Annotated in this window: 25 protein-coding genes; 4 read left to right on the forward strand and 21 right to left on the reverse strand. The window is 48.8% G+C overall.

Annotated elements, in window-relative coordinates; translation table 11 throughout:
- Nucleotides 1–200: 200 nt before the first annotated feature.
- From K1I37_RS11200 to K1I37_RS11220, 5 genes are all read right to left on the reverse strand, one after another.
- Complete coding sequence (locus K1I37_RS11200) at nt 201–1,673, reverse strand: aldehyde dehydrogenase family protein (protein ID WP_021295807.1); 1,473 nt, start codon at nt 1,671–1,673, stop codon at nt 201–203.
- 334 nt (nt 1,674–2,007) lie between these two features.
- Nucleotides 2,008–3,324, reverse strand: a complete 1,317-nt coding sequence (locus K1I37_RS11205; protein WP_242215904.1) for an IS1380 family transposase — start codon at nt 3,322–3,324, stop codon at nt 2,008–2,010.
- Between the two features lie 490 nt (nt 3,325–3,814).
- Nucleotides 3,815–4,390 (reverse strand): DUF1254 domain-containing protein, encoded by a 576-nt coding sequence (locus K1I37_RS11210; protein ID WP_021296708.1) that lies wholly within the window; start codon nt 4,388–4,390, stop codon nt 3,815–3,817.
- On the reverse strand, nt 4,390–5,055 hold the full coding sequence (locus K1I37_RS11215) for a DUF1214 domain-containing protein (RefSeq protein ID WP_021296709.1): 666 nt from the start codon (nt 5,053–5,055) through the stop codon (nt 4,390–4,392). Before K1I37_RS11215 ends, K1I37_RS11210 begins: the two co-directional genes overlap by 1 nt.
- An 88-nt stretch (nt 5,056–5,143) precedes the next feature.
- Nucleotides 5,144–5,647, reverse strand: coding sequence for a hypothetical protein (locus K1I37_RS11220; RefSeq protein WP_021296710.1), 504 nt, complete (start codon nt 5,645–5,647; stop codon nt 5,144–5,146).
- Between the two features lie 706 nt (nt 5,648–6,353).
- Between K1I37_RS11220 and K1I37_RS11225 the strand changes: the two genes are divergently transcribed.
- Nucleotides 6,354–7,121 (forward strand): MFS transporter, encoded by a 768-nt coding sequence (locus K1I37_RS11225; protein WP_330217020.1) that lies wholly within the window; start codon nt 6,354–6,356, stop codon nt 7,119–7,121.
- A 102-nt stretch (nt 7,122–7,223) separates the two neighbouring features.
- Here K1I37_RS11225 and K1I37_RS11230 read toward each other — a convergent pair whose 3' ends face one another.
- The 12 genes from K1I37_RS11230 to K1I37_RS11285 all read right to left on the reverse strand — a co-directional run bounded on the left by K1I37_RS11230 (nt 7,224) and on the right by K1I37_RS11285 (nt 16,720).
- The gene (locus K1I37_RS11230) at nt 7,224–7,544 is read right to left on the reverse strand and encodes a YciI family protein (protein WP_021296713.1); all 321 of its coding nucleotides are present in this window, start codon (nt 7,542–7,544) and stop codon (nt 7,224–7,226) included.
- Nucleotides 7,541–8,017, reverse strand: coding sequence for a MarR family winged helix-turn-helix transcriptional regulator (locus K1I37_RS11235; protein ID WP_152498788.1), 477 nt, complete (start codon nt 8,015–8,017; stop codon nt 7,541–7,543). The genes K1I37_RS11230 and K1I37_RS11235 overlap by 4 nt, the downstream gene beginning before the upstream one ends.
- A gap of 300 nt (nt 8,018–8,317) precedes the next feature.
- A complete protein-coding gene (locus K1I37_RS11240) occupies nt 8,318–9,598 on the reverse strand; it encodes a dihydrolipoamide acetyltransferase family protein (protein ID WP_236613882.1) in 1,281 nt (426 codons plus the stop codon).
- Between the two features lie 23 nt (nt 9,599–9,621).
- Complete coding sequence (locus K1I37_RS11245) at nt 9,622–10,605, reverse strand: alpha-ketoacid dehydrogenase subunit beta (protein ID WP_021296716.1); 984 nt, start codon at nt 10,603–10,605, stop codon at nt 9,622–9,624.
- Nucleotides 10,606–10,626: 21 nt separating this feature from the next.
- Nucleotides 10,627–11,547, reverse strand: coding sequence for a thiamine pyrophosphate-dependent dehydrogenase E1 component subunit alpha (locus tag K1I37_RS11250; protein WP_081654104.1), 921 nt, complete (start codon nt 11,545–11,547; stop codon nt 10,627–10,629).
- Nucleotides 11,548–11,643: 96 nt separating this feature from the next.
- Nucleotides 11,644–12,588 carry a sugar-binding transcriptional regulator gene (locus K1I37_RS11255; protein ID WP_021296718.1) on the reverse strand — a complete coding sequence of 315 codons (945 nt, stop codon included), beginning with the start codon at nt 12,586–12,588 and terminating at the stop codon, nt 11,644–11,646.
- Between the two features lie 93 nt (nt 12,589–12,681).
- Complete coding sequence (locus K1I37_RS11260) at nt 12,682–13,035, reverse strand: PTS glucitol/sorbitol transporter subunit IIA (RefSeq protein ID WP_021296719.1); 354 nt, start codon at nt 13,033–13,035, stop codon at nt 12,682–12,684.
- Between the two features lie 23 nt (nt 13,036–13,058).
- Nucleotides 13,059–14,060 (reverse strand): PTS glucitol/sorbitol transporter subunit IIB, encoded by a 1,002-nt coding sequence (gene srlE / locus K1I37_RS11265; protein ID WP_021296720.1) that lies wholly within the window; start codon nt 14,058–14,060, stop codon nt 13,059–13,061.
- Between the two features lie 35 nt (nt 14,061–14,095).
- Nucleotides 14,096–14,656, reverse strand: a complete 561-nt coding sequence (gene srlA, locus K1I37_RS11270) for a PTS glucitol/sorbitol transporter subunit IIC (protein ID WP_021296721.1) — start codon at nt 14,654–14,656, stop codon at nt 14,096–14,098.
- Nucleotides 14,657–14,669: 13 nt separating this feature from the next.
- Nucleotides 14,670–15,137, reverse strand: a complete 468-nt coding sequence (locus tag K1I37_RS11275) for a transcriptional regulator GutM (protein WP_021296722.1) — start codon at nt 15,135–15,137, stop codon at nt 14,670–14,672.
- Nucleotides 15,138–15,170: 33 nt separating this feature from the next.
- Nucleotides 15,171–16,424 (reverse strand): NAD(P)H-dependent oxidoreductase, encoded by a 1,254-nt coding sequence (locus K1I37_RS11280; RefSeq protein ID WP_021296723.1) that lies wholly within the window; start codon nt 16,422–16,424, stop codon nt 15,171–15,173.
- 26 nt (nt 16,425–16,450) lie between these two features.
- Nucleotides 16,451–16,720, reverse strand: coding sequence for an HPr family phosphocarrier protein (locus K1I37_RS11285; RefSeq protein ID WP_021296724.1), 270 nt, complete (start codon nt 16,718–16,720; stop codon nt 16,451–16,453).
- A 297-nt stretch (nt 16,721–17,017) separates the two neighbouring features.
- Between K1I37_RS11285 and K1I37_RS11290 the strand changes: the two genes are divergently transcribed.
- From K1I37_RS11290 to rpsD, 3 genes are all read left to right on the forward strand, one after another.
- The gene (locus K1I37_RS11290; protein ID WP_021296725.1) at nt 17,018–17,449 is read left to right on the forward strand and encodes a hypothetical protein; all 432 of its coding nucleotides are present in this window, start codon (nt 17,018–17,020) and stop codon (nt 17,447–17,449) included.
- Between the two features lie 356 nt (nt 17,450–17,805).
- The gene (locus K1I37_RS11295; protein WP_021296726.1) at nt 17,806–18,237 is read left to right on the forward strand and encodes a hypothetical protein; all 432 of its coding nucleotides are present in this window, start codon (nt 17,806–17,808) and stop codon (nt 18,235–18,237) included.
- Between the two features lie 7 nt (nt 18,238–18,244).
- On the forward strand, nt 18,245–18,850 hold the full coding sequence (gene rpsD / locus K1I37_RS11300; protein WP_021296727.1) for a 30S ribosomal protein S4: 606 nt from the start codon (nt 18,245–18,247) through the stop codon (nt 18,848–18,850).
- Between the two features lie 341 nt (nt 18,851–19,191).
- Here the strand turns inward: rpsD and K1I37_RS11305 are convergent, their stop codons facing one another.
- The 4 genes from K1I37_RS11305 to K1I37_RS21535 all read right to left on the reverse strand — a co-directional run bounded on the left by K1I37_RS11305 (nt 19,192) and on the right by K1I37_RS21535 (nt 22,398).
- On the reverse strand, nt 19,192–19,983 hold the full coding sequence (locus tag K1I37_RS11305; RefSeq protein ID WP_021296729.1) for an SDR family NAD(P)-dependent oxidoreductase: 792 nt from the start codon (nt 19,981–19,983) through the stop codon (nt 19,192–19,194).
- 338 nt (nt 19,984–20,321) lie between these two features.
- Nucleotides 20,322–21,332 carry an FTR1 family iron permease gene (locus tag K1I37_RS11310; RefSeq protein WP_021296730.1) on the reverse strand — a complete coding sequence of 337 codons (1,011 nt, stop codon included), beginning with the start codon at nt 21,330–21,332 and terminating at the stop codon, nt 20,322–20,324.
- Nucleotides 21,333–21,679: 347 nt separating this feature from the next.
- Nucleotides 21,680–22,279, reverse strand: coding sequence for an FAD-dependent monooxygenase (locus K1I37_RS21885; RefSeq protein ID WP_021296731.1), 600 nt, complete (start codon nt 22,277–22,279; stop codon nt 21,680–21,682).
- Complete coding sequence (locus K1I37_RS21535; RefSeq protein ID WP_021296732.1) at nt 22,276–22,398, reverse strand: hypothetical protein; 123 nt, start codon at nt 22,396–22,398, stop codon at nt 22,276–22,278. The genes K1I37_RS21885 and K1I37_RS21535 overlap by 4 nt, the downstream gene beginning before the upstream one ends.
- Nucleotides 22,399–22,430 lie beyond the last annotated feature (32 nt).

Here is a 22,430-nt window from a genome sequence, read left to right on the forward strand (position 1 = left end):
GCCCTGTGGCCAAATGCCCCGTGATAGGTCACACCGTCCGCATTTCACTACCCCGGGAACATCTCCCTCTTCGACAGCCCCCTCCAGAAGCCGATCAATAACCTCAGTTCCCACATTAATCCCCCCAAGCCACCAGATAGCACCTGATTCAACCGACCAGGTGCTTTGTGCTGAACTGCAAAACTTCAACGACACGTAGATTAAATAGGATATTGACGGTCTTCTTTCTGCACCGAAATCCACTGCAGGGTTGTAAATTCTTCAATACCCCACTCTCCGCAATAGCGTCCAATTCCTGACGATTTCTCGCCCCCAAATGGAACATTCGGTTCTACGTTTACTGTTTGGTCGTTGACGTGAATCATCCCGGTGACCACTTGCTGGGCAACGTGAACTCCATGTTCTATCGATCCCGAGAACACCGCACCACTCAAACCAGCATCGCAATCATTGGCGATACGAATGGCCTCATCTTCATTATCAACCGGAATAATCGCGGCGACAGGGCCAAAAATCTCCTGTTTTGCGATAGCCATATCGTTTGTGACATCTGTAAGAATAAAAGGTGACATCAGATTCCCTTCGAGCTTTCCTTCCAGCTCCAACGTTGCGCCTTCACGAAGACTTTGTTGGATCAGGTCCATGATTCTCTGAGCTTGACGTTGATTAATCAATGGACCAATCAGGGTTTCAGGATCTGCCGGATCGCCAACTTTTACTTTCATTGTTGATTCTTTAAATTTGGTGATGAATTCTTCATAAACGCTGCGACAAACGATGATCCGGTTGGTCGCGATACAAATTTGACCCTGGTGCAAAAACTTCCCGAATGTAGCAGCGGCGACAGCTTGGTCAATATTTGCGTCATCCAGCACAATAAACACATTGTTTCCACCAAGCTCGAGGGCGGCCTTTCGCAGCGTCCGTCCAGCAATTTCGCCGATCCGCCTTCCTGCAGCCGTGGAACCGGTAAAGGAAATGACGCTTGGAATCGTATGCTCAACCATATAGTCTCCGATTTCTTGAACATCCGCCACAACCACACTGAGCACGCCTTTTGGAAGCCCTGCTTGTTCAAAGATTTGTGCAATCAGCAAACCACCCGTAATTGGTGTTTGAGAATCCGCTTTCAAGACAATGCTGTTTCCTGTCGCAATCGCCGGAGCAATCACGCGAATACTTAAGTAAAACGGCCAATTCCACGGCGTGATTGCACCAATCACGCCAACAGGCTTCCGATACACTCGATTTTCCTTTCCAGGAATGAGAGACGGTAAAATGGTTCCGCTTAATCTGAACGAATACTGTGCTGCATACTTCAAGTCCCCAATTGACGTATCTACCTCGATACTCGCTTTTAATTGGGAACTTCCGGTTTCTTGAACCAAATAGTTGACAATTTCTTCTTTCCGTTGAACTAATATTTCCGCAGCTCGTTCTAGAACACCAGCTCGTTCATACGCCGAAGCATTTGCCCAGGAAGGTTGCACTTGTTTCGCAAACTGGTAAGCTTGGTCGATATCTTCTTTGCTTGCTAATTTGATTTCAGCCAATATCTCTTGGTTGAATGGATTCGTCACGGTCTCGTAGCGCGAACTGGCTCCTTCTTTCCATGTGCCGCCAATCCACTGTTTGCTCCAAAATGGGAATTTAACGGTCGATAGTGTGGACATTTTCATTCAACTCCATTTCTCATCGTAAGTCGACACGATATCAGGAGAATTGTGGGATTGGTTTAATGGTCTTAGAGGTTTTTGAGTCACGGATGTCTGGTTTATTCATCGAGTTGATAAAACTTGACGAGCTTAGCGGACGGAAATTCCCCTTCTTTAATCCCGGATTTCGACGATTAGGTGATTGAGGTCATTGACCGGGGCATGTTTTCAAGTATTTGGTGGATTTGTTAGCGAACACGGCGAAATCATGGTACGGAACTAGAGCAATGGACACAATTCCCCCCTCCCCAAGCCAGGCTATGAACTCCACTTTTTCAATTGGAAGAAAAATCTACGTGGCGGCATGAAGCATGATCAACGACCGATGCTTTGCATACACGGGAAGACGAATGCTCCACTGGCGTGCATGACGCACTAGAATCCCAGGTAGATGGAATAGTCTTCGTCTGAGCCGTCCGGCGGTCCACTGTCGCACCCCTGGTTGAAGCGCGACGTGCTTGTACAGCAGGAGTAGATTATACGCAAGTAGCTTTAGACCTTGCAGCGCTTTGTTGGCATCGAAATTCTGGCTGGAGAATCGGTCAATGGCAAATCCATATTTGGCTTCCTTGATGTGATTCTCAGCGTTACCACGAAAGTTATAGAAGTGCCATACATCCTCGCCGCTCCAGTCAAACGTTGTGGCAATCGCCTCGTATTCCCAGAGCCAATCCGCACACAGGCACTCCTGGGGGTCAATGTCTAAGCGACGCACAATCACGACCCGCCGAGGCCTGTCCCAGGATGTTGCCTGATACATGATGGAAGTAACGTCACAATGTTCCCGGTCACTCTCTGTGATGCAGTGCCAGAGGAGATTTGGCGCTTGCGCCAACTGTGCGAGTCGCTTGGTCCACTTCAGTTTGATGACGTAATCCCGCTGATCTTGCTCCAATATCTGAAACACTTTTTCTCCGGTAAACCCTTTATCCATGCGGACGGCACGAATGTTGACGCCATCCGGCAACTGGTCTTTCATCGCCTTGTAGAAATCCGCAAATCCATCTGATGTATGGGCGTCACCAGAGCGCAACTCATCATAGAGACAACAACCAGTGAGTGAATCAAACGCCAGCAAGGGATGGAAACTCGCTCGTCCGTGATGGTGTGGATTATATCCAACAGCGGACTGTTGCTGCGCGCCATAAACAGTCTCTACAGAGGAGTCGATATCGACCACGATGCCTTGTCCTTTGGGGAGAAGTGACCTTAGGATTTGTCTATGCGCCGAACGTATCGCTTTGATGCCAGCGTCGGAACCGAGCCGCTTCAGATCCTTATACAACAGAGTCGTATCAGGCAGTTTCGGCACGTCCAACTTCAGCTTCAACAGGGGATCTTGTTCGATGTCCTCAAAGTGGAAAATCCGTTCCTGACCCAGCAAGGAACCGAAAATGACGGTCAGAGCAATATCGTCCATGTGGAACTGGGTGTTTCTGCCCTTGCGTAATCCATGTACCCAAAACTCCCTGTCAATACCCGTTCCCAAAACGAAATCTATGAGACCACTTGCACCGCCAAAGGAGGTGGCGGCATTCAAATCGTAGCGAGTATGAATTGTAGAGCTTTTACGAGCAAACTGACTTCGTGTATGATTATATTGTTTCACCCAAAAGGTGCTCCTTCCTAGCGAAGATGTGGTTCTCGACAAACTCATCTTAGCCATACGGGGAGCACCTTTTCAATTATTCACACCAGTTCATGAGGACACAATCGTCGAAATCCGGGTTAATACAAAATGTTTCACCCTTACCTGTCGTTAACGCGGCTGGTGTTAACACAGTACCCCTCCTCGATTTTGGTTGGGAATCGTCACTGGGAATGTCCCCAGCAACGTGCAAGAGAAAGCAAAATTCGTTGTTTATGGAAGCGGATTCATGAGGTGGTCTAGGTGTATGCAAAAATTATAAAGCTCGAGTGATCACTCATGTTTTAAAAATTTGAGAAAGATAGTCTTTGTTATTATGCCAAATTGGATGTTTTTGCTAAGGGGTGTGGACGTAAATAGCATCATGCTCCACACCCCTTGAATTGAATTTCTTAGGCGAATACACATTCAACGTCGTCATCACGATTTGCAGCGAACATCGCAACCTTGGCTATGCCAACGGCGATAATTGTATCTGTTTCGCGAGCCCATGGGCCATCGGTAAGTCGCTGTGGTTCTCGACAAAAACGCGACCAATCACAAGTACCGAGTTGTTTGGTGAAGAAATCTGTGACATTCCCTCCGGCACGGATCCTCTAAAGCCGGGACCGCAAATGAGGTAGGCACCAGCCTCGGTTCCCGTGGTTCGTTTGCCGACGTAGGCAAAGTTCGTGTTGTTTGACGGATTGGTGAACTGCACGCTGTAATAGCGACCGTCCATGTCCGGCACATGTAAGATTTGCGGACCTTTTCTCAGATCTAACCAGCCGATCACGAGGAGCGTGTCACGGTTAACACCAGTAGTCATTAACTTTGATCCTGAGGCATTGAATGGATCTGCAAATAGCGCCTGAGGCTGAGTATAGAGCGTGTTGATTGGAACGGGACCGTCGCCGAACCCCTTGACGAGGATTGCTCTCTTGAACACGAACAGCAACATGCGCGGCAAAAAGTAGATGACAATGAACCATGCTGCGACCATGAACGAGCCGAATATCAGCAAATGCTCGTACTCCATGTGCTCCATCATTTCACCTTCACAACCGGTGGCACGTTGTATTTTCCGTCTAGAATTGGCGCACCGGGAATATACACGCGGAACCAAAGAATGAACTTGCCCGAGGGAGCGGGTAACCAGTTGGATTCACACCCCACCGGAGCGGTCTTCTGAATGTAAATATCGATAGAACCGTCGGCATTTGGGACGAGTCCTGAACGATCACTCACGCTGTAACGATTTATTGGATTCGCCACAAAACGATTCTTCGCATCACCCATAGTCAGTGACCAGAACGCCTGATTCGGCGGAAGTCCACCTGCGGGAAAATGCATGGTGTAGTCGTGCTCTCCAGAGAGTTCATGACTCGCGCCGTCAACGGATGTGGTCCAGTACATCGCCTCTTGCGGTATGTTTACTGGCCCAGGAAAGGCTAGGGTGCACGCGGCCCGCATCAGCATGCCGTTACTGGGCACGCCTAATCCATACATGGTAGTCCATCCGTTGACCTTTGTTGATTTGATCTTCGCAACAAGTTGAGCCGTGATAATCGCCACTCCGAAACCAACGAAAAAACCTTGTATTGCGTCACTGAGCACGGGTCTCGAATGGACAAAGAAGAACGAATGAACGGCGGCATAGACGCAAATCACGCCGATAAAAATCAAAAAGAGCGTATATTTTTTGTTGGTCACTTGGTATTTCCTCCTGCAATTTTGCAACGATGCCCCTTATGAGCATAATTTTTACATTGTTGAAGTTTCGCACCCGTAAGCGAAGATTTCACCCTCCAAATTGTTGTCGCTCTTGCGGCGTCATCGCTTGATATACATGATCTAGGGCTTGCTTTAGCTGCCCATCACTCATGGAACCGTAGTTGATTCGCGCGAACGGTTTGAAATTGCTCTCCAGTGTTTCAATGACTTGTTGGTCATGCTCCTTCGTGCCTGTATCGGCAGGTTGCTTGTCTAAATCTAAGATATTTGACATGGCTTGGTCCATAAAGCTGGCAACACCTGAAACATTGTCTACGCCCAACTGCTCCATCTCGCCAGCTGAGGCACGAAGATAACCAATACCCTCATAAGCGACTGGGGTTGCTGCTTTGGCGTTGCCACGTTTAATCAAGTCGTGAGCTTGACCTATCAATCCAACACCAAGCACAAGATTGGCCTGAGCGTTTGTCTTGAAATTCTGGTGTGTTTTATGCAAGTTCCAATCGAAATAAAGAGAGACAAGCAAAATGACTATACCGACTCCGTACACCAACTTAATATGTCTTGTCACTCCAATAACACCGCCATCAACAATTTTGAGATTGAAGAAATTGTAACTCAAATTCGTTTGTGTTGTCTTATGTGCGAGAACAGTTGACCGCGTGTCTATTCCCTTATATCATTAATTAAATTATCTGAGAGGAGTGAGCAAGTTAATGCGGTTGCCGACAGGGTGCCTTTTAATGCCTGCAGTCGTTGCCGACGGGATAGGTATGCCCTTTTTCGGTAATTCAGTTAGCATGCTTGCTCTTTGCGGTTAGTTTTTCACTGCAAGCATTCTATGGCCGTTTGGGGCGTGTGCTCCAAACGGTTTTTTTGTGCTTACTAATCACTGGAGGAATGAGACATTCCATGAAACGAGTCGATAAGGAATGGCTATCGGTTGTCATTTTAGTTACTGCGAATGGCGTCTCGAACATTGGGGATTTCGTATATCTGGTAGCGTTGAATTTGTATGTTTTAAACACGACCAACTCAGCCTTTGCAGTCGCATCGATTTGGGGAGTTCCTTTAGCAGAACAGTTGCTAATCGGCAGTTGGGTTGGAAGCATAACGGATCGACTTCCGCTTCGCTCAACTTTAATCGCGGTTGAAATATCGCGGACAATCATTGTGTTTTTGTTGCCATTAGTACCAATTTACTGGATATATCCGTTGTTATTCTTACTTGGCTTAGGGAGCACAATTTTCAGTCGCTGTTCCTTACTGCTGGTGTACTGATGCAATTGGGATCGACCGCTTTTGCTTTGTGGATCGATGCACTCAGTTTTTTGATTTCCAGTGTGTCATTTTTCTTATTACCCCCACTGTCCGATGAACACGCTGAAAATGATGAACCACAAGACCATGGTGGAGCCTGGAATCGATTAAGGAGTGATTGGATTGAAGCAAAACAGTTTTTAACTGAAAATTGGTTGTTTACTTCGTTATTTATTGCTACTGCGGCAAGTCAGGTGTTTGGTCAGGCGGCCGACTCACAAGAAGTGATATTTGCGGAAAAAGCCCTCCATTTGGGACGTTTCGGGTATGGAATGATGTGCGTAGCAGCAGGATTAGGCTTTTTATTGGGTTCTTTGGTGTTAAGTGTGTTTGCAAAGCGTTTATCGACAAAATTTTTACTTGCCTGTGGAAGCATCCTTGGTGGTATAGGGTACTTCATATATGCGTTGGCTCAAGGTTTTTGGCAGGCAGTAATCGGATTAGTTATGATGGGCGTATTCGTGACGGCTGAAAATGTCGGCTTTACGACTTATATGCAACACGCCATACCAGTTGAAAAAATGGGGAGAATTCATAACCTCCTGGATCCACCGCAACAAGGGTTAACCCTTATTTTGATGATTGTTGCAAGTGCTGTGACTGAGAAGTATGGAGTACGAACCTTAATGATCAGTATGACGTGCATTACGATGATTGCAGGTGTGTCAAACACTATTTTAGCGTTGATTCCTCGCAATCAGAACGCATTTGAAACCTCTATGTGAACCATTTTGCAAAAGCGGCGCACACAAATTGATTCATTCGGATAACAAAGACGGTGTACGCATTGACCTTTAATGTGTACACCGTATCTTGATGGAAGTGGTTTATGAATGATTCCTCAAATTCACGAGAACATCATCGAATAGAAAGTTATTTTCTGGTGTAGCTTCTTCCACCTCGACGATTCTTCGATCTTGATAGTAATTTGCTCTCGTGAATAGGTCTCCCGCAAGCAATTCTTCTGCTTCCTCCAATGAGTCGGCCTTCAGAATCATGATTGCCGTTTCGTCTTTACAGGGACCGCAAAACGGTAATTTACCCTGTTGTTTGAGCTCTCCTAGATACGAGACATGTCCCTGTATGAGTTCTTTTGTCATCAAATGCTTCTGCTTATTTGACAAATGAACGATAAATTGTCTGTTCATTCCGCTGCCTCCTGTAACATTCGGTTCAAATTTTCAACTTGTTCTTTTACCTGTGCGAATGCTCCATTCAACACCGTGTTCAGTGCCTTGTCTGCCTCTACCAGCAGTGGGTACGCCTTGTCGCACGCCTCCTTTCCCGTATCAGTCAAACTGACCAACGTCTCTCTCCGATTACTCGGGTTGAGAGCTCGGTTGACCAATCCGCTACGTTCCATTCTGGACAAAAGTGTCGTGACGGTTGGACGCTCCAGCTCAAGTAGATGGCTGATTTCACTGGGAGTTGCGTACTCCTTGTCGCGCAGTACGCCCAGCACGTAAACTGAAGCGGGCGTTAGCCCAAGCGGCTTGAGGTAATTCCCATACCACGCAAATACTTTCTTACGTGCCTGTGTCAACTGGAACGCCAAACAGTTTGTATAAATCTCTTTATGCTTCATGATTTGTATGCTAATAATTAGTATACGAATAGTCAATGCGAGCACCCTGATCTGGAATCCTTGAACGGTTTATGCCGAGATTTTGCCTACGGTTAGATACACTCAAGTTGTCGTAATCATCAGCGTGGAAAGCAAATCGGTAACGCCCTCACCGACCGCGTCCATAATCCCAGACAGGACGTTGGAGAGGCTATCTGTTCGTTGTTGTCCGACGAAAACGGTTGGGTTAATGCCCAGCGCATCGAGGTTTCGGGTGGTATGTTACTCTAACTTCTATCTCTTTGGAACTAGGGGGCCATGCATATGCCCCCTTCGTTGACTGGTCATTGCCGAAGGTTAAGCGTGTAGCGCGACAAAGAGTTCATCTGGGCAAGTAAGGTAATCGGCTACTGTCTGAAGGAACTTTGCCGCATCCGCGCCGTCGAGAACACGGTGATCAAACGATAAATTTAGCGTCAACATGGGACGAACCACAATTGCTCCGTTTTCGACAATTGGCTTTTCGATGAGTGCTCCGACGCCGAGAATAGCAACTTGTGGAAAGTTGATGATTGGATTGAACGACTCGATTCCGAACATTCCTAAATTACTCATTGTGAATGTTCCACCTTCGAGATCGTCCGGTGTCAGTGCCCCGTTTCTGGCCCTTTTGACAAGCTGAGACGCTTGCTCCGATAATGCCAAAATCGATAACGTGTTCGCGAAATGGATCACGGGTACCATGAGTCCCCGCGGTGCAGCGACCGCCATTCCGAGATGAACAGAATGATGTTGGATGATTTCATCCTTGGAAGCCCACGTGGCATTTACATTTGGATGTTTCGCCAATGCATGTGCAGTTGCAAATAGCACCATGGTGTTCAGCGACAGATGAGCGCCCGTTTGTTCTTCAACAATCGGCATCAACCGACGACGCAACTCGAGGGTTTGCGTCACATCTATCTCCCGCACTAAGGTGACGTGTGGGGCTTGTGAGGCACTGGTCGCCATTCTATCGCCCACCATTTTGCGGAGGCCATGGTATGGCACACGCGAGCAAGAGTCCACTGGCGCAGCAGTTAGATTATCCTCAGGAGTCACATGTATGGACGATTCCGTCTGCGACGCCGTACGTGACGCTAGTCTACGTTCAGCTGGCGTGGTGGTTGAACAAGAGGGGCGCGATATCGCGAACGCCTCGACATCTTCTCGCTGAATTCGGTTGTTTGGCCCGGTACCTCGTACGTCTGTCAACAAGACACCCAGTTTCCTCGCTACAGCACGTGCAGCCGGTGTCGCACGAACTCGGGTCGAGACAGACTTCTGCGGATGATGCGCTGCAGACGTCTCGGAATGGCTCAAATCTGATGATACGGATAATTCTCCCGAATTGTTATCTGGAAGGGGTTCGTCGGCATCACCAATGTATGCAATGACGTTCAGAACGGGGACCTCCGCCCCTTCTTCATACAGGCGCTTGCGCAGGACACCGTCCACGTAAGATTCAACATCCATGTTGATTTTGTTCGTCATCACTTCAAGGAGTGGCTCGCCGGCTTCTACCCAATCCCCTTCGCGTTTATACCACTGAAGAATGGTGCCCATTTCTTGCGTCATCGCCAATTTAGGCATTGTCACTTCGTTCAAGCGTTCTCCCTCCCCTACGCTTTTTGCATCATGTTACGAATCGCTTCCACGATGTCTTCCACCTGCGGGACAGCATGTCGTTCCAGTTCCGGGCTTTGAGGAATCGGCACTTCTTTTCCACCTAATCGAATAATCGGGGCATCTAAGAAATCGAATGCTTCACTCTCCGCCACTAAGCTGGCAATCTCTGCACCATATCCCCCACGTTTGACCGCTTCGTAGACGACCACACATCGACCGGTCCGCTTGACCGAGTCGACGATAGTTTGGATATCCAGCGGCACTAATGTTCTCGGGTCAATGACTTCAACCTGAATGCCGTCCTTGGCTAATACATCAGCTGCTGTAAGCGATTTCTGAACCATGATGCCTGTTGACACAAGCGTAACGTCGCTTCCCTCTCGTTTGATGTCGGCTTTTCCAAGGGGTATGGAGTAGAGTTCTTCTGGCACGTCTGCCTTCGTTGAGTACAGCAGTTTGTGCTCATAAAAAATCACTGGATTGTTGTCGTCTATGGCGGCTTTTAATAGGCCCTTGGCATCGTAGGCGTTTGCTGGTTGCACCACTTTTAGTCCCGGTACGTGCGCAAGCCAGGCCTCTAAACTTTGGGAGTGTTGCGCGGCCGCTCCTGTTCCCGATCCGCCTGGGGCCCGCACAACCATAGGCACAGAGGCTTTTCCACCGTACATATACCGAATCTTTGCTGCTTGATTGACTAATTGATCCATCGCGATGGTCACGAAGTCCGAGAATTGTAATTCCATAATTGGACGCATCCCGGTTAATGCAGCACCAATGGCTGCACCCGCAATGGCGGCTTCTGAGATAGGTGTATTGCGAACGCGTTCTGGACCAAACTCCTCAATCATGCCGCGCGTTACTCCGAATGCGCCCCCGTACACGCCAATGTCCTCACCTAGAATAAACACGCGTTCATCTTCGCGCATCACTTGACTCATTGCCTCGCGGATTGCTTCTTGATATGTGATTTCTCTCAAATTTCTCACCCCTTTGGCTGATCAATGTGCGTATACATCCTCTTCTAACATCTCAAGTGTCGGGTAAGGACTACTTTCTGCAAAGGAAACCGCACGCTCAATTTCCATTTTGGCGCGCGCCTTTAAATCGTTCAGTTGTTCTTCCGTCGCGATTCCTTCATCTATTAATCGATTTTTGAATCGTTCAATGGGATCTTTGGCCTTCCACGCTGTCTCCTCTTCCCTAGTCCGGTATTTCCGTCCATCACTCTTCGAGTGTCCTTTCCAACGGTAGGTCTTGGCTTCGATGAGGGACGGACCCGCGCCGGATCGTGCTCTGGCAACTGCGGAAGCCACGACGTCATAGACTGCTTCCAAATCGTTTCCGTCCACAACATGACCTGGCATTCCGTATGCGAGTGCTCGGTCGGCGATATCCTGGATTCGAAACATGTCTTTGACAGATCCCGACATCCCATATTGGTTATTTTCACAAAAGAAGATAACTGGAAGGTCCCAAATGGCTGCGAGATTCAGCGCTTCGTGAAAACTGCCTTCATTTGTTGCGCCATCGCCAAAAAAACATAGAACGACGTAGTTTTCTTTCATCATTTTCGATGTGAGCGCCGCGCCAACCGCAATTGGAATTCCGCCTCCGACAATGCCGTTTGCGCCTAAGTTGCCTTCTTCCAAATCGGCGATGTGCATGGAACCCCCCTTGCCTTTACAGTAGCCCGTGACTCGCCCCATCAGTTCGGCCATCATCTTGGAGACGTCAGCGCCTTTGGCGATACAGTGTCCGTGGCCGCGGTGCGTACTGGTGATCTTGTCTGTTTTTAAGAGTGCTGCACACGCGGCGACCGGTGTAGCTTCTTGTCCGACGCACAAATGTGTTGTACCGTGAATGAGACCTTTCGCGAACATCTCATCGACTTTTTCGTCAAATAGGCGGATTAACCACATTTGATAATAGAGATGCAATACGTTGTTGCCGTTCCAATCTCGCTTTGCCAGCGGTATAGACACTAGAATCCTCTCCTTTGTCGTGTCACCAGTGAGTTATGAATCGAGTTCCAATAGTTTTTCAGCCGTTGGGTAATCTGTCACCAGCACCCGAATGATACGGCCCGTCATCGCTGCGTGAATGGCCCTTACTTTGTCCTCTCCCTGCGCGACCCCAATTACCATTGGGATGTTTCGGAGTGATTCAATGGATATCGCAATTACCCGCTCATTCCACGAGACGTTACAAGCCTCTCCGCGTTCGTCAATCAACGTGTAACAGATATCTCCAATGACCCCTTGTTGGTCGAGCGCTCGTGAATCATCCACTGCAAGGTAATTCTGAACCATGGTAGAATTTTCAGGTTTCCCACCAATGCCGACCAACGCGATGTCCGCGCGTTCTGCGGACTCTAGAACTTCGGAAATCGCGGATTGCTCTAAAAATGTCGCTTTTGCCTCTGCAGTATCGACAACAACCGGCGCGTGAAGCAGTTTGACATCAGCGTCCAAAGCTTTTGCTATCTGTACGGAGATCTGATTGGCATGGATGTCAATCAGTTCGTCTCCAACGCCCCCAACCATCGGTACGACCGTGAAGTTTTGCGGATGCATATACGGAATTTGATTCGCAACTTCGTGAAGTGTGGTGCCGCCCGAGACCGCTAGTGTCTGGTTTTTTTTCAAAATGCGTGATAGGTACCGGCCAGTGGCCTGCCCCAAGCTGCGCTTGACGGCAGGCGTTGGGGCCTCGGGCACAATAATCGCTTCACGGAGTTTGTACTTTCGCTCAAGTTGCTTTTCGATGGTTGCGTACGGATAGGCTAACTCATCTCGAATCCGAATTTGAACAATGCCAAGTTCTCTGGCTTTTGCCAAATACTTTGAGATGAGTGGACGGGACACGCCGAGTTGTTCGGCGATTTCCGCTTGGGTTGCATTGTCGTCGTAATACATATGTGCGATTTTGACTAAGACTCTGGTGTCATCTGAATAAGCCAACTTAGAACCTTCTTTTCTTGTTCTGAATGTCCCTACTCTATAGAAGGGTGTCACAGGTAATTCAAAACCGACAGTTCTTTGCGTGCATCCCGCTCAGCGAATTTCAATCGTCATACCCAGTTCGAGTTTGGGCCAACGATAGGGTTGGACGTATACCGCGCCTGGCAGAATTTCAACAGGTGGCTCAGAAAAATATACCGAGATATGCCCAAGCTCCGCAAAGTTACTCGCCGCTTCGGTGCCCACAAGTGTAATGTTGTAAACTTGATCACCGAACAACAAGTGATGGTTTGGTTGAAGAAGCGTTCCGTCAAACGCGACTTCTGATTCGTGAATAATGGAGATATCCCTTAACTCCTTTGGAGCCTTTGGGCCAAAAAATACAATGACGCGCTCATCTTCAAACTGTAGTGCCATCTCTCCAATTTGTGTAACTATGGACTTCATTTCTCACACCTCATTCATGTCGTTCAGTACATTCCAAAGCCTGCGAAATACGCCAAGATGACTGAAGCTACACCCGTAAACAACCTACTATACAAAACCGCGGGAACCCCATATTCAATCGTCTCTGGCTTTGCTTCCCCAAGCGATAATCCGACGGGCACAAAGTCACAACCAACTTGACCATCAATTGCGAATAGTGCAGGTAGAGCATAGAAAGGTGAAATCGCCTTTGCGCCAATTTGCGCTCCAACCAAGACGCCGATGATTTGTGCAATGACGGCTCCAGGGCCGAGAATGGGTGACAAAAACGGGAGTGTACAGATAATGACCAGTACAATGAGTCCCCATAACGAGCCTGCGAGTGGAACGAGGCCATGCGCTAACAATTTACCAAGCCCTGTATAGTTAATAATACCTTCTAACATGGCTACAAACGCCATAAAGGGAAGAATATTTCGAATTAGGATATCGACGGAGTCTCTCCCCGCTTGGTAGAGCGTGCCGATAAGTTTACCCAGCGCTCGAGATACTGCCATCAGCCAACTGCCGCGGCCGCTCGTGACCGGCGCAGTGTACTGTGCTGCTCGACTCCAACCGTCTGACGCCTGTGGCATGGTGACTTCTTCAGACTCTGCGGCAGATCCCTTCTCTACAGGCGGATCAGACGTCACTTCGACATCTCGGACTGTGACGCCCGACACGAAAATGTCTTCCGTAATAAACTTTGCAAGCGGCCCTGAAGGAGAAGACGGTAAAACATCTACGGTGGGAATGCGCTTCATGGGATACACGCCAATTCGGGCGGTTCCACCACAATTGATCACGACACACATCATTTCTTCCTCTGGTACGGACTTGGTGAATCCATCCACTGGTTCGGCACCTGACAATTCGGCAATGCGTTGCGCCACTGGATGGATTCCCCCTCCTGTCACGCTGACGACTTTGTTTCGGTTGCCTTCTGGTTTGAGGACGAGTCCATTCCCCCAGCCGCCTGACCCTTTGCTAACTTTTACGGTCGCCATACACAATCCCTCCAATTCATGAGAATCGCATGATTTCACAGCGTACTGGACGCGCGTGTAGCGACTGCGCCTGTCTTCTTTTCAAGGCGATTCGCTAAAATGTTTGTAATGCGCTCGGTTACCACACCGCGAATGAAAATCACGACGATGCCGAGCAAAAAGTAGCGCACAGCGAGTGGACCAATGGAATAACCAGCTTTTTCAACTCCGTTTGCAATCCCTAGCCAAACGAATAGTTCACCAGCGTTTGCATACGGGAAGAAAGCGGTTACAGGATGGACGAACGATACCGCCGAATCATAAAAAGCTGGTTTTTGTCGTTCTGGCAAGAAGCGTCCAAACGTGTATGCCATCGGATTGGTCAAGATTAAAACGGACAGAATCGGCATTAATGTATACCGTAGAATGAGATACTTGGATGCAAACTGAACAGCTCGATACGTTCTGTCTTCACCAATTAGTTTAATGACCGTGTTCGTGAACGTTAAAAGAACCACTAGGGTTGGAATGATGCCTGTTACATAGCTCATAAATACTTTTCCACCCGCGTCAAACAATCCGATAAAGTGTGAACCTAGCCATTGGATGACTTCCATTTCTATGACCTCCTTATGGTATCGCCTTTTGCGTACGAAGCCCGCGACCTGCTTGAAGACGTTTTTCCGCGTATGAACGTTGGGCGTTCTCGACAATCATCAGGAGCGCCTTCGCCTGCGATTTTTGCTTCGCGCTTACGCCACGTTTTTGGACGAGGATGTGGTTGGCCTCTTCTCCGATTTCACCAAGCGTTTTTCCAACTTGGACGGGAAGCGGCTTGAATTTTGCGAATACGCTAATGCCTGAAAGAACTTCACAGCGGTGTACAATCTCGTGCTGGTCGATAATGGCGATAACAATAGCCCCCCTCCCGAGCGCTTTTCGGCACACACCAGAGAATAGGGCGTATTGCGCTTGGCCTTGATACTCAGTTACCAGTTTTCGCATGGTTTTGCGATAATGTTGAAGCTGAAACCAGGTCAGTATATATTGCAGAATCCAAGCGCTTCCGACGAGGATGATTAGATTGCCAGTATGCATACGATCAACACCCTTCAACGAGTTATCTCGGTATTACACGGTCGGAAACATTTTGTCTTGAAGGGAGCGCAAGTGCCAAACCGTCGTCGTTTGATCCAGTTCAACGTCCTCATAGGTGATAAACGTCCCTGTAGCGATGTGCCGCTTCGCCCGTGCTTTCGGTGAAATGAGACCGATTGGGACGTGTCCAGCTTTGGTTGCATGGACGTGTTCTTCAATGACTCCTCTTACCGTGTATCCGCCGATTCCATCCAGTGCATCCCCCGGGGCCATATCCCGTTTCGCGACGGCCACTGTTTCAGAGACTGGACCGCCAATCGGCGCGATAGTTGGTTCTTGCAAGAGTGCAGCGCGAGCGATGGAAATGGGCGTTTCTAAGCTGGCGAGATGAAACGGGCGATAGAGCGTGTAATATGGGCCGTCTCCAACAGATAGATACTTGAGTTCCTCGGTGACTTCGGTCAAGTCACTCGAGACGATGACGAACACGCCAGGCGCGAGGCCGTGAACATATTCAACGACACCTTGCTGACTTAGGCAGCCGCCTTCCTCGACGAGGCGGAGTTTTTCGGTAACCGTTTTCAAATCTGCCGAAACGCCGTGCATGCCCGTTTTGTCAGGAAGTAATCCTGTGGCGTTACTGAGCAAATTCATCTCAGCCATCGTTTTTGTTCCGTCTTGAAAAGCGGCCAACATGTGTGGATTCATGTGCTTGCGTTCCGCTTCTGCCCGGCACAAATCTGGATTGGACAATGGGATAAATGGGTTGTTTTTTCCCTTTCCGGCGACAACGACTTCGAGCCCCATTGTCTTGGCAAATTCAAAGAGTTCGAGCGTCACTGCGGGTTCGTCGCCGGCCGCGCCCGTATAAACAAGGCCCGATGATTTGAACCAGGAGGAGAGTATCGATCCCACTGTCACATCCATCTCCACATTTAGAAGCACGAGATGTTTGTGTTCTGCAAGCGCGATGAGCGCGACGTTCGCGCCTACTTCCGGAATGCCAGTCGCGTCCACGACGACATCGACGTCTGGGTGACCAATGACCTTTTGGAAGTCTGATTCCACCATCACGCTGGGATGTGGGGTTTTCGCGTAACGGCAATACGCGTCAACAGCCTTTTGTGCGACCTCTCTCTGAATGTCACATACGGCGCGAACCTGCATTCCAGGGATTTTCGAAATTTGAGCGATCATGCCCCGCCCCATTTGACCAGCGCCAATGACCGCAACGCCAATCCTCTCGCCTTCTTGCTCAAGTTTTTGCAATGAGTGATAGATAGACATTCTGATTTCCTCCTTCGCATGGATGCTTAGATGTGCATCTCGTGTTTAGATAAGAGCATTTTGGATAACTCGGAGATAGCCAATTCTTCATCGATGCCGTTTGCTTGCAGTGTGATCTGGGCCCCTTGTGTCACGGCTAATCCCATTAATCCGAGAATGCTTTTTCCGTTTGCTTTTCGCCCATCCTTTACAATGAAGATGTCCGACGAAAATGTATCCGCTTTCTTTGCGAACGCTGACGCGGGTCTGGCGTGTAACCCCTGTTCCAAGTTCACTTGTAATGTCATTTCTTTCATAATTTTCCTCCTTTGTTGTGGACGGTTGCGATTTGGTTCACCAATCCACTTTTATCATTTGATAATGCGTGATACATTTGTTAAAACGATAATACGGACGCGGCTTTAAAATGTCAAACGATTTTTAATTTATAAATATTGACACAGGCTTAAAAACGGCCGATGATAGCTCCATCAGAGACTGCGCACGTGAAGAATTCAGAAGGAATTGGCGGCACAAATCGAATGAATAGAGCGCCGGTGCGGATATCATACGCATGACGGGACGGCCGATTGGTACTTTGGAGGTGTTTGCACATGAGTCGATTTCGAACCTACGGGATGTTTGGTCTTGGTGTGATTTCTCACGGAAAAGACAAGGTGTCGGGGAAAGTAAGAAAATGGAGCGGTATTGTGCGAAATCCTCAACTGCGCAGATCATGGGAAGCTGAGATGGCCAAACGCGGTGAGGAGGCACGTAATGCCATTACGTCGCACTTTCTGAAGGCAGCAGAATGTGTCGGAATCAAACGCGCTGCTGACGCATTGCCACACAGTTTTCATCTCGGGGATACAGTCCATTTTTATGCGTTGGATACCAGCGAAGAAATTGCAGGGACAATTGTTAGTACGCAAATTGAACCCTCGAATACCTATTTTCTTGTGAAAGCGGTTTCTGGTAAGCATAAATCGAGGATTTATATTTGCAAAGATTATGGAGACGTGATTTTAGGGGATTCCGAATTATAAATGGCTTCGATGGGGCGATTAGAGATATCCGCTCATGTCGGAACCGGTTTTATGATGCATCGACGCAGAATGTTTTAGGGGATGACTCAAAACACTGTATTTCGTTGTTTGGAGCGCGTCCCCTAACTGGATTCCTCCCCTTTCCCCGTTGTCTGTTCTTCAAACTAAGTTCCATCACCAGAACGTACACTGGTTTGATTCGTACCGATGACGTGTTTACAAATTAACCAGCAAGGCTCTGAAATTTAAACTTGACTAATGGAGTCAACATTTGTTTTATTATATGTGTTAGTAAAAACTAATTTCGACGATTAGATTTAACTAACAACTCGTCTGCTGATCAAAGGAGTGGGAGAATGGATTTGATATGGCAACGAGAAGTGGAACGGTGTGTACAGCGTACCCTATGTAGCGAAATGAATCCACGTCTTTACACGCTTCCTTCTGCGAAGGTGTTGTCCATCAAACAGTGTATAGATGATGTATTCAATCAAATCCGTTTTTCATCCGACGTGGTTTGTGAAGTGATGGCGAGCCGCGAAGATGAAATTTCAATTCGTGCAGTTGCGTATGCAAAAGTCGGAAAATCGTTTCGGCCCATTCTTCTCTCCGATTCCGTGGAGTCGTGTAAAGACATGACGGACAGAGACGTAGTGGCCCTCATCTGCGCGTTCTTTGAAGAGGTGGAATACGAGCTATCCTGCTTGACTGAAGAGAACGTACATATTGCAACTGTTCAAGATCTGCAATTTGCATGGTCAACAAATGAACTACCGAAGGAGATGTAATGAAGATATGTCAAGAAGAACTGGTGCGAAACATAAACTTTGCCGAACTGCGGGAGAAGCGCTTTGCGGGTCACCTAAGTGCCCGGTTCATAAGCGCCCTTATCCCCCGGGGCAACACGGACCAACGAAACGCGTGAAGCGAAGTGAGTACGGTGTGCAGCTCCTGGAAAAACAAAAATTGCGCCATATTTATGCAGTTCAAGAAAGACAATTCCGCCGCTATTACGACGAGGCGGCACGGCGTCCTGGAATTACCGGCGACACGCTGATGACCATTCTGGAAACGCGTTTGGATAACCTGGCGTATCGCCTCGGATTCGCCAATACCATCGATGGCGCACGTCAATTGGTGAATCACGGGCATATTTCGGTCAATGGTCGACGGGTGGATATTCCGTCGTATCGGGTTCATGTTGGTGACGTGATCGGATTGACGGAGAAAGGTGCCAAACTCGCAATTGTCAAAGAGAGTTTGGAACGAACGATTTCACGGCCGCCGTATCTAACCTACGATGAGGCGTCGACGACGGGTACGCTTGAGCGAATCCCGGATCGTAGTGAGATTCCAGTGTCGGTCAATGAGACGCTGATTGTCGAATATTACTCGCGTTAAACACAGCATCTCCGGAGTGTGGGATGGACATGGGTGAACAACATTTTGAGACGGTTGTTTTCTCTAAATCGAATGGCATCCAAAACCAATTGTCTCTCCATGACTTACGCCGTGCGGTAGATTGTCAGCAAATCAAAATTGTTAACATTACGCGGCATCAAGATCAACTCCGAGTGACGTTTCGCAGATTGCTCAACTCGCCTATCGATTTCAAGTGAATTTTGTGTGCTTGAACACGTAAAAGCTGCTCAGATCTGGTGTTTGTTTCGATCTCCATGATCTGAGCGGTTTTTCCTGTGAATTTGTGCCCCCTCCCTGCCCCACCGTACGACATATCGCGTTTACGATTGCTTTGCTCGCATGATCCGCTCCATCAAGCGAACGACCGTTTTCCGTGGAATGAGACGATGAAGTTGTGCGGCAAAATAGTTTTTACTCCCTTCCACAATATAACTTTGTCCCCGTTCAATTCCCCGAAAACCTGCTTGGACTACCTTCTCAGGCGTGGAAAATGCCGTTCCGCCTGCTGCAGCGTAAGAACCGGCGACATCAAAGAAATTTGTTTGTGTGGCGCCCGGGCACAATGCGAGAAATCGGACTCCATCATGCCGGTACTCCGCCCAGAGTGCCTCTGTGAAAGACAGTACAAATGCTTTGGTAGCGGAGTATACAGCCAGGTAGGGTGCCGGTTGAAAAGCGGCGAGTGAGGCCACATTCACGACGATTCCCTCTTGTTTCTCCAACATATGGGGTAAAAATAGATGCGTCATATCTACTAACGATGCCACATTGAGCATAATTTCTTCTTGCTCACGCTCGCTTGCGATTTCGTGAAAATGTCCATAGGTGCCAAAACCGGCGTTGTTGATTAAAATATCGACAGATAGGCCGAGTGCGCTCACTTCCTGTGCCACCGCTTTGGCAGAGCCCATTTTAGATAAATCACTTGCTATGACAAAGGCCTGAATGGCGTACGATTCAGACAGATGCTGGGCTAACGCCTCTAGTTTGTCCTTGGAGCGTGCCACGAGAATGACATGACAGCCTTTCGCTGCTAACGCATTTGCATAGGCTTTCCCAATTCCTCCTGAAGCGCCCGTTACGAGTGCTACTTTCCCGCGATAATTGATCATTGCACGGCCTCCCTAGACACCGAAAAGTTAGGTATTTTGCGGATACACTGGCTGTTTATAAGATGGTTCTATTGATCAGACCCAATACTACAACAACTAAGATAAACGGGTGCAAATCCCTTTGTGGATGTTGGATATGCTTTGTTCCCCACCAACCGAATGATTCGTGGCGTCGCTCCGAAGGCATGTAAAAATCCCATGCCTCCAGGTGATGGTGACAAGGTCATCATCCATGGCAGACATGGGATTTTACCGCGCATGTTGTGTTTGGTGTTGCGAGATGCGCTAAAGCGTAAAAAATGTATGTAGTCGACGGTCACTTTTGCGTTTCTGCGCAATCAATTTTCTGCAGGTTCCAAGTTGGAGGCTGCATTTGTCGCAGACGGTGTCGTGCGGCGCGGTTTGAATCTTTCACTGCGTGCAGCATAGAACGATCCGATGACAAACACAGCGGCAGCAATTTGAGCAATAGTGGTTTCCCAGTTATTGAAGATTGAGAACCATGTGCCAGCCCAATCTGGGAAGTTCACGGATAAGCTGTGCGTCGGAATCCAGTTGGCCAACTGCATTTCATTGACTTGCTCCCCAACCATAATTTCAAACACGACGCCAAGCAAAATACCTGTAAATACGAGCATTTTCTTGTAAGGCAGCCGTTTGTGCGCGAGGAAGGTGAAGTACCCAGTCAAGAGAATGAGGACCATGCCGAACGCTGTGCCGAGGACGACGTTGGCCGTGCCACATTGCTGCCGAATACTCTGGAGGAAGATATCCACTTCAAATCCTTCGCGATACACAGAGGCCAATCCAAGGATAACCAAGCCTTTGTACGCTGTCGATTTTGTGACTTCCGCGCTAGCAGCATCTGAAGACTCGATGGATTGAATCAGTTCTTTTTTCTTCCGGTTTTGAAATGAAATCCAACCGGTCCAGTAGATGCGATGGAAAAACCAGTTCATCACGATGAGCAGTACGACAATTGCCAATAATCCGGTTGCCGCTTGCACACTGTTTTCAGTCGACGTCGTCGTTACGAGTGCCAAGATACCGACCAATACGAACCAGGTAGCTAACGTGGCTAGGAATCCGATACCTGCTCCGCCAGCAATGGGTTTCCAGTAGACTTTTTGAGTCCGAATTAATCCTGCGATGACTGCCGATAAAACTAAGATGCATTCCAATCCTTCGCGATAGACCAGGACGGCGGTATCTACAATTCCGGCGGTTGGCGAGATGCCGTGTGCAGTTGGGTCCGGATTCCCCGCTGAAGTAATCGCCTGCCACACGAGAACTGCAATGACTACGGCGCCGCCGAGACAAACAAGGCTGGTTCTGAGTGCACGACTCATTGCCCTATCTCCTCCTAAATATATCAATCTTTCGGATTGTCACGAAATGGCGACATTCCCGACTTGATACATGACTAAAATAGTCATGTATCTTGGAGCCTATATTACGATTAGTTCGAACTAACGTCAAGAGTTAGTTCGAACTAATCTATAAAAATTTGGTCGGGAATCCATGTATTTTAGATGTGGGGCTGTTGATAGTGTACGAGGATGGCATAGATTGCGCTTGCGAACCGGTGTATGAAGCGTCCGGTAGGTGTTCTGCCTTGTTCTCAAATTATGATAAGTCTCACGCATGTAAAACACAAAAGTGGGCTGGATTGATTGCGATGGCCGGGCGCAATGGCTCAGCCGATGGCGGCGAGATAGTCCGATACCGCTGAGATGTCGCCGGCGTCCGAAATCAGCGCGATATAGCCATCGGGACGGATCAGCACGAGCGTACAGTCGGTCGCACCATAGGCGCTCGCGAGATAGCCTTCGGTGTCGGCAATGTCGTCAGGGCCAGTCGGTTGTTTGACGACATGGAACGTCCTGAGTTCGAACGGAGAGGTTTCGAGCGGAGGCTGCACCCCAAAACTCAGCAACGTGAAGTGCCTGCCGCGTGTCAGGTCGAACAGTCGGCGTTCGCCTTGCACCGTCATCAGGTTGGTCGCGTCGGGGGCGCGGTCGCCAGCGCGGAGCAGAGATGTCTCGTCGCGGTCGTCTCGTGCCAAAACGGAGCCTCGATAGCCAACACTGAGTTGCATTGTGTTCGCATCGCGGCGGGTGGGGATGACTTTTTGGTTGATGGCCTGTTGGAGGCGCGCGCTTGAGAGCGCAAGCACACCTACTGCGACCGGTCGTCGCTCAGCTTCGTAGCTGTCAAGCAGTGCCGGCGAGGCGCCTTTTGCGACCGCCGCAAGCTTCCAGCCGAGGTTGTAGGCGTCCTGGATGCCCGTGTTCATCCCCTGACCGCCGGCCGGCGAGTGGATATGCGCCGCGTCACCAGCCCGGCGCCGACGATCAGCACCGTCGGTGCGTTCTGCACCTGTGACAACAGCTTCGGGTTCATTGTTTCGGGCATCGTCTCATCCTCCGATATAAGATAGTAATCCA

It is taken from the genome of Alicyclobacillus acidoterrestris (assembly GCF_022674245.1).
GTDB lineage: Bacteria > Bacillota > Bacilli > Alicyclobacillales > Alicyclobacillaceae > Alicyclobacillus > Alicyclobacillus acidoterrestris.

Excerpts from the sequence above, each read along its gene's own strand:
- srlA (WP_021296721.1), bottom strand. The coding sequence starts at position 14,656 with ATGGAAGTCATCCAATGGCTAGGTTCACACTTTATCGGATTGTTTGAC.
- srlE (WP_021296720.1), bottom strand. The coding sequence starts at position 14,060 with ATGGCGACCGTAAAAGTTAGCAAAGGGTCAGGCGGCTGGGGGAATGGA.
- K1I37_RS11290 (WP_021296725.1), top strand. The coding sequence starts at position 17,018 with ATGAGTCGATTTCGAACCTACGGGATGTTTGGTCTTGGTGTGATTTCT.
- K1I37_RS11210 (WP_021296708.1), bottom strand. The coding sequence starts at position 4,390 with ATGGAGCACATGGAGTACGAGCATTTGCTGATATTCGGCTCGTTCATG.
- K1I37_RS11285 (WP_021296724.1), bottom strand. The coding sequence starts at position 16,720 with ATGAAAGAAATGACATTACAAGTGAACTTGGAACAGGGGTTACACGCC.
- K1I37_RS21535 (WP_021296732.1), bottom strand. The coding sequence starts at position 22,398 with ATGCCCGAAACAATGAACCCGAAGCTGTTGTCACAGGTGCAGAACGCA.
- K1I37_RS11310 (WP_021296730.1), bottom strand. The coding sequence starts at position 21,332 with ATGAGTCGTGCACTCAGAACCAGCCTTGTTTGTCTCGGCGGCGCCGTA.
- K1I37_RS11200 (WP_021295807.1), bottom strand. The coding sequence starts at position 1,673 with ATGTCCACACTATCGACCGTTAAATTCCCATTTTGGAGCAAACAGTGG.
- K1I37_RS11275 (WP_021296722.1), bottom strand. The coding sequence starts at position 15,137 with ATGCATACTGGCAATCTAATCATCCTCGTCGGAAGCGCTTGGATTCTG.
- K1I37_RS11295 (WP_021296726.1), top strand. The coding sequence starts at position 17,806 with ATGGATTTGATATGGCAACGAGAAGTGGAACGGTGTGTACAGCGTACC.
- rpsD (WP_021296727.1), top strand. The coding sequence starts at position 18,245 with ATGTCAAGAAGAACTGGTGCGAAACATAAACTTTGCCGAACTGCGGGA.
- K1I37_RS11305 (WP_021296729.1), bottom strand. The coding sequence starts at position 19,983 with ATGATCAATTATCGCGGGAAAGTAGCACTCGTAACGGGCGCTTCAGGA.
- K1I37_RS11230 (WP_021296713.1), bottom strand. The coding sequence starts at position 7,544 with ATGAACAGACAATTTATCGTTCATTTGTCAAATAAGCAGAAGCATTTG.
- K1I37_RS21885 (WP_021296731.1), bottom strand. The coding sequence starts at position 22,279 with ATGAACACGGGCATCCAGGACGCCTACAACCTCGGCTGGAAGCTTGCG.
- K1I37_RS11260 (WP_021296719.1), bottom strand. The coding sequence starts at position 13,035 with ATGAAGTCCATAGTTACACAAATTGGAGAGATGGCACTACAGTTTGAA.
- K1I37_RS11280 (WP_021296723.1), bottom strand. The coding sequence starts at position 16,424 with ATGTCTATCTATCACTCATTGCAAAAACTTGAGCAAGAAGGCGAGAGG.
- K1I37_RS11250 (WP_081654104.1), bottom strand. The coding sequence starts at position 11,547 with ATGTGGTTAATCCGCCTATTTGACGAAAAAGTCGATGAGATGTTCGCG.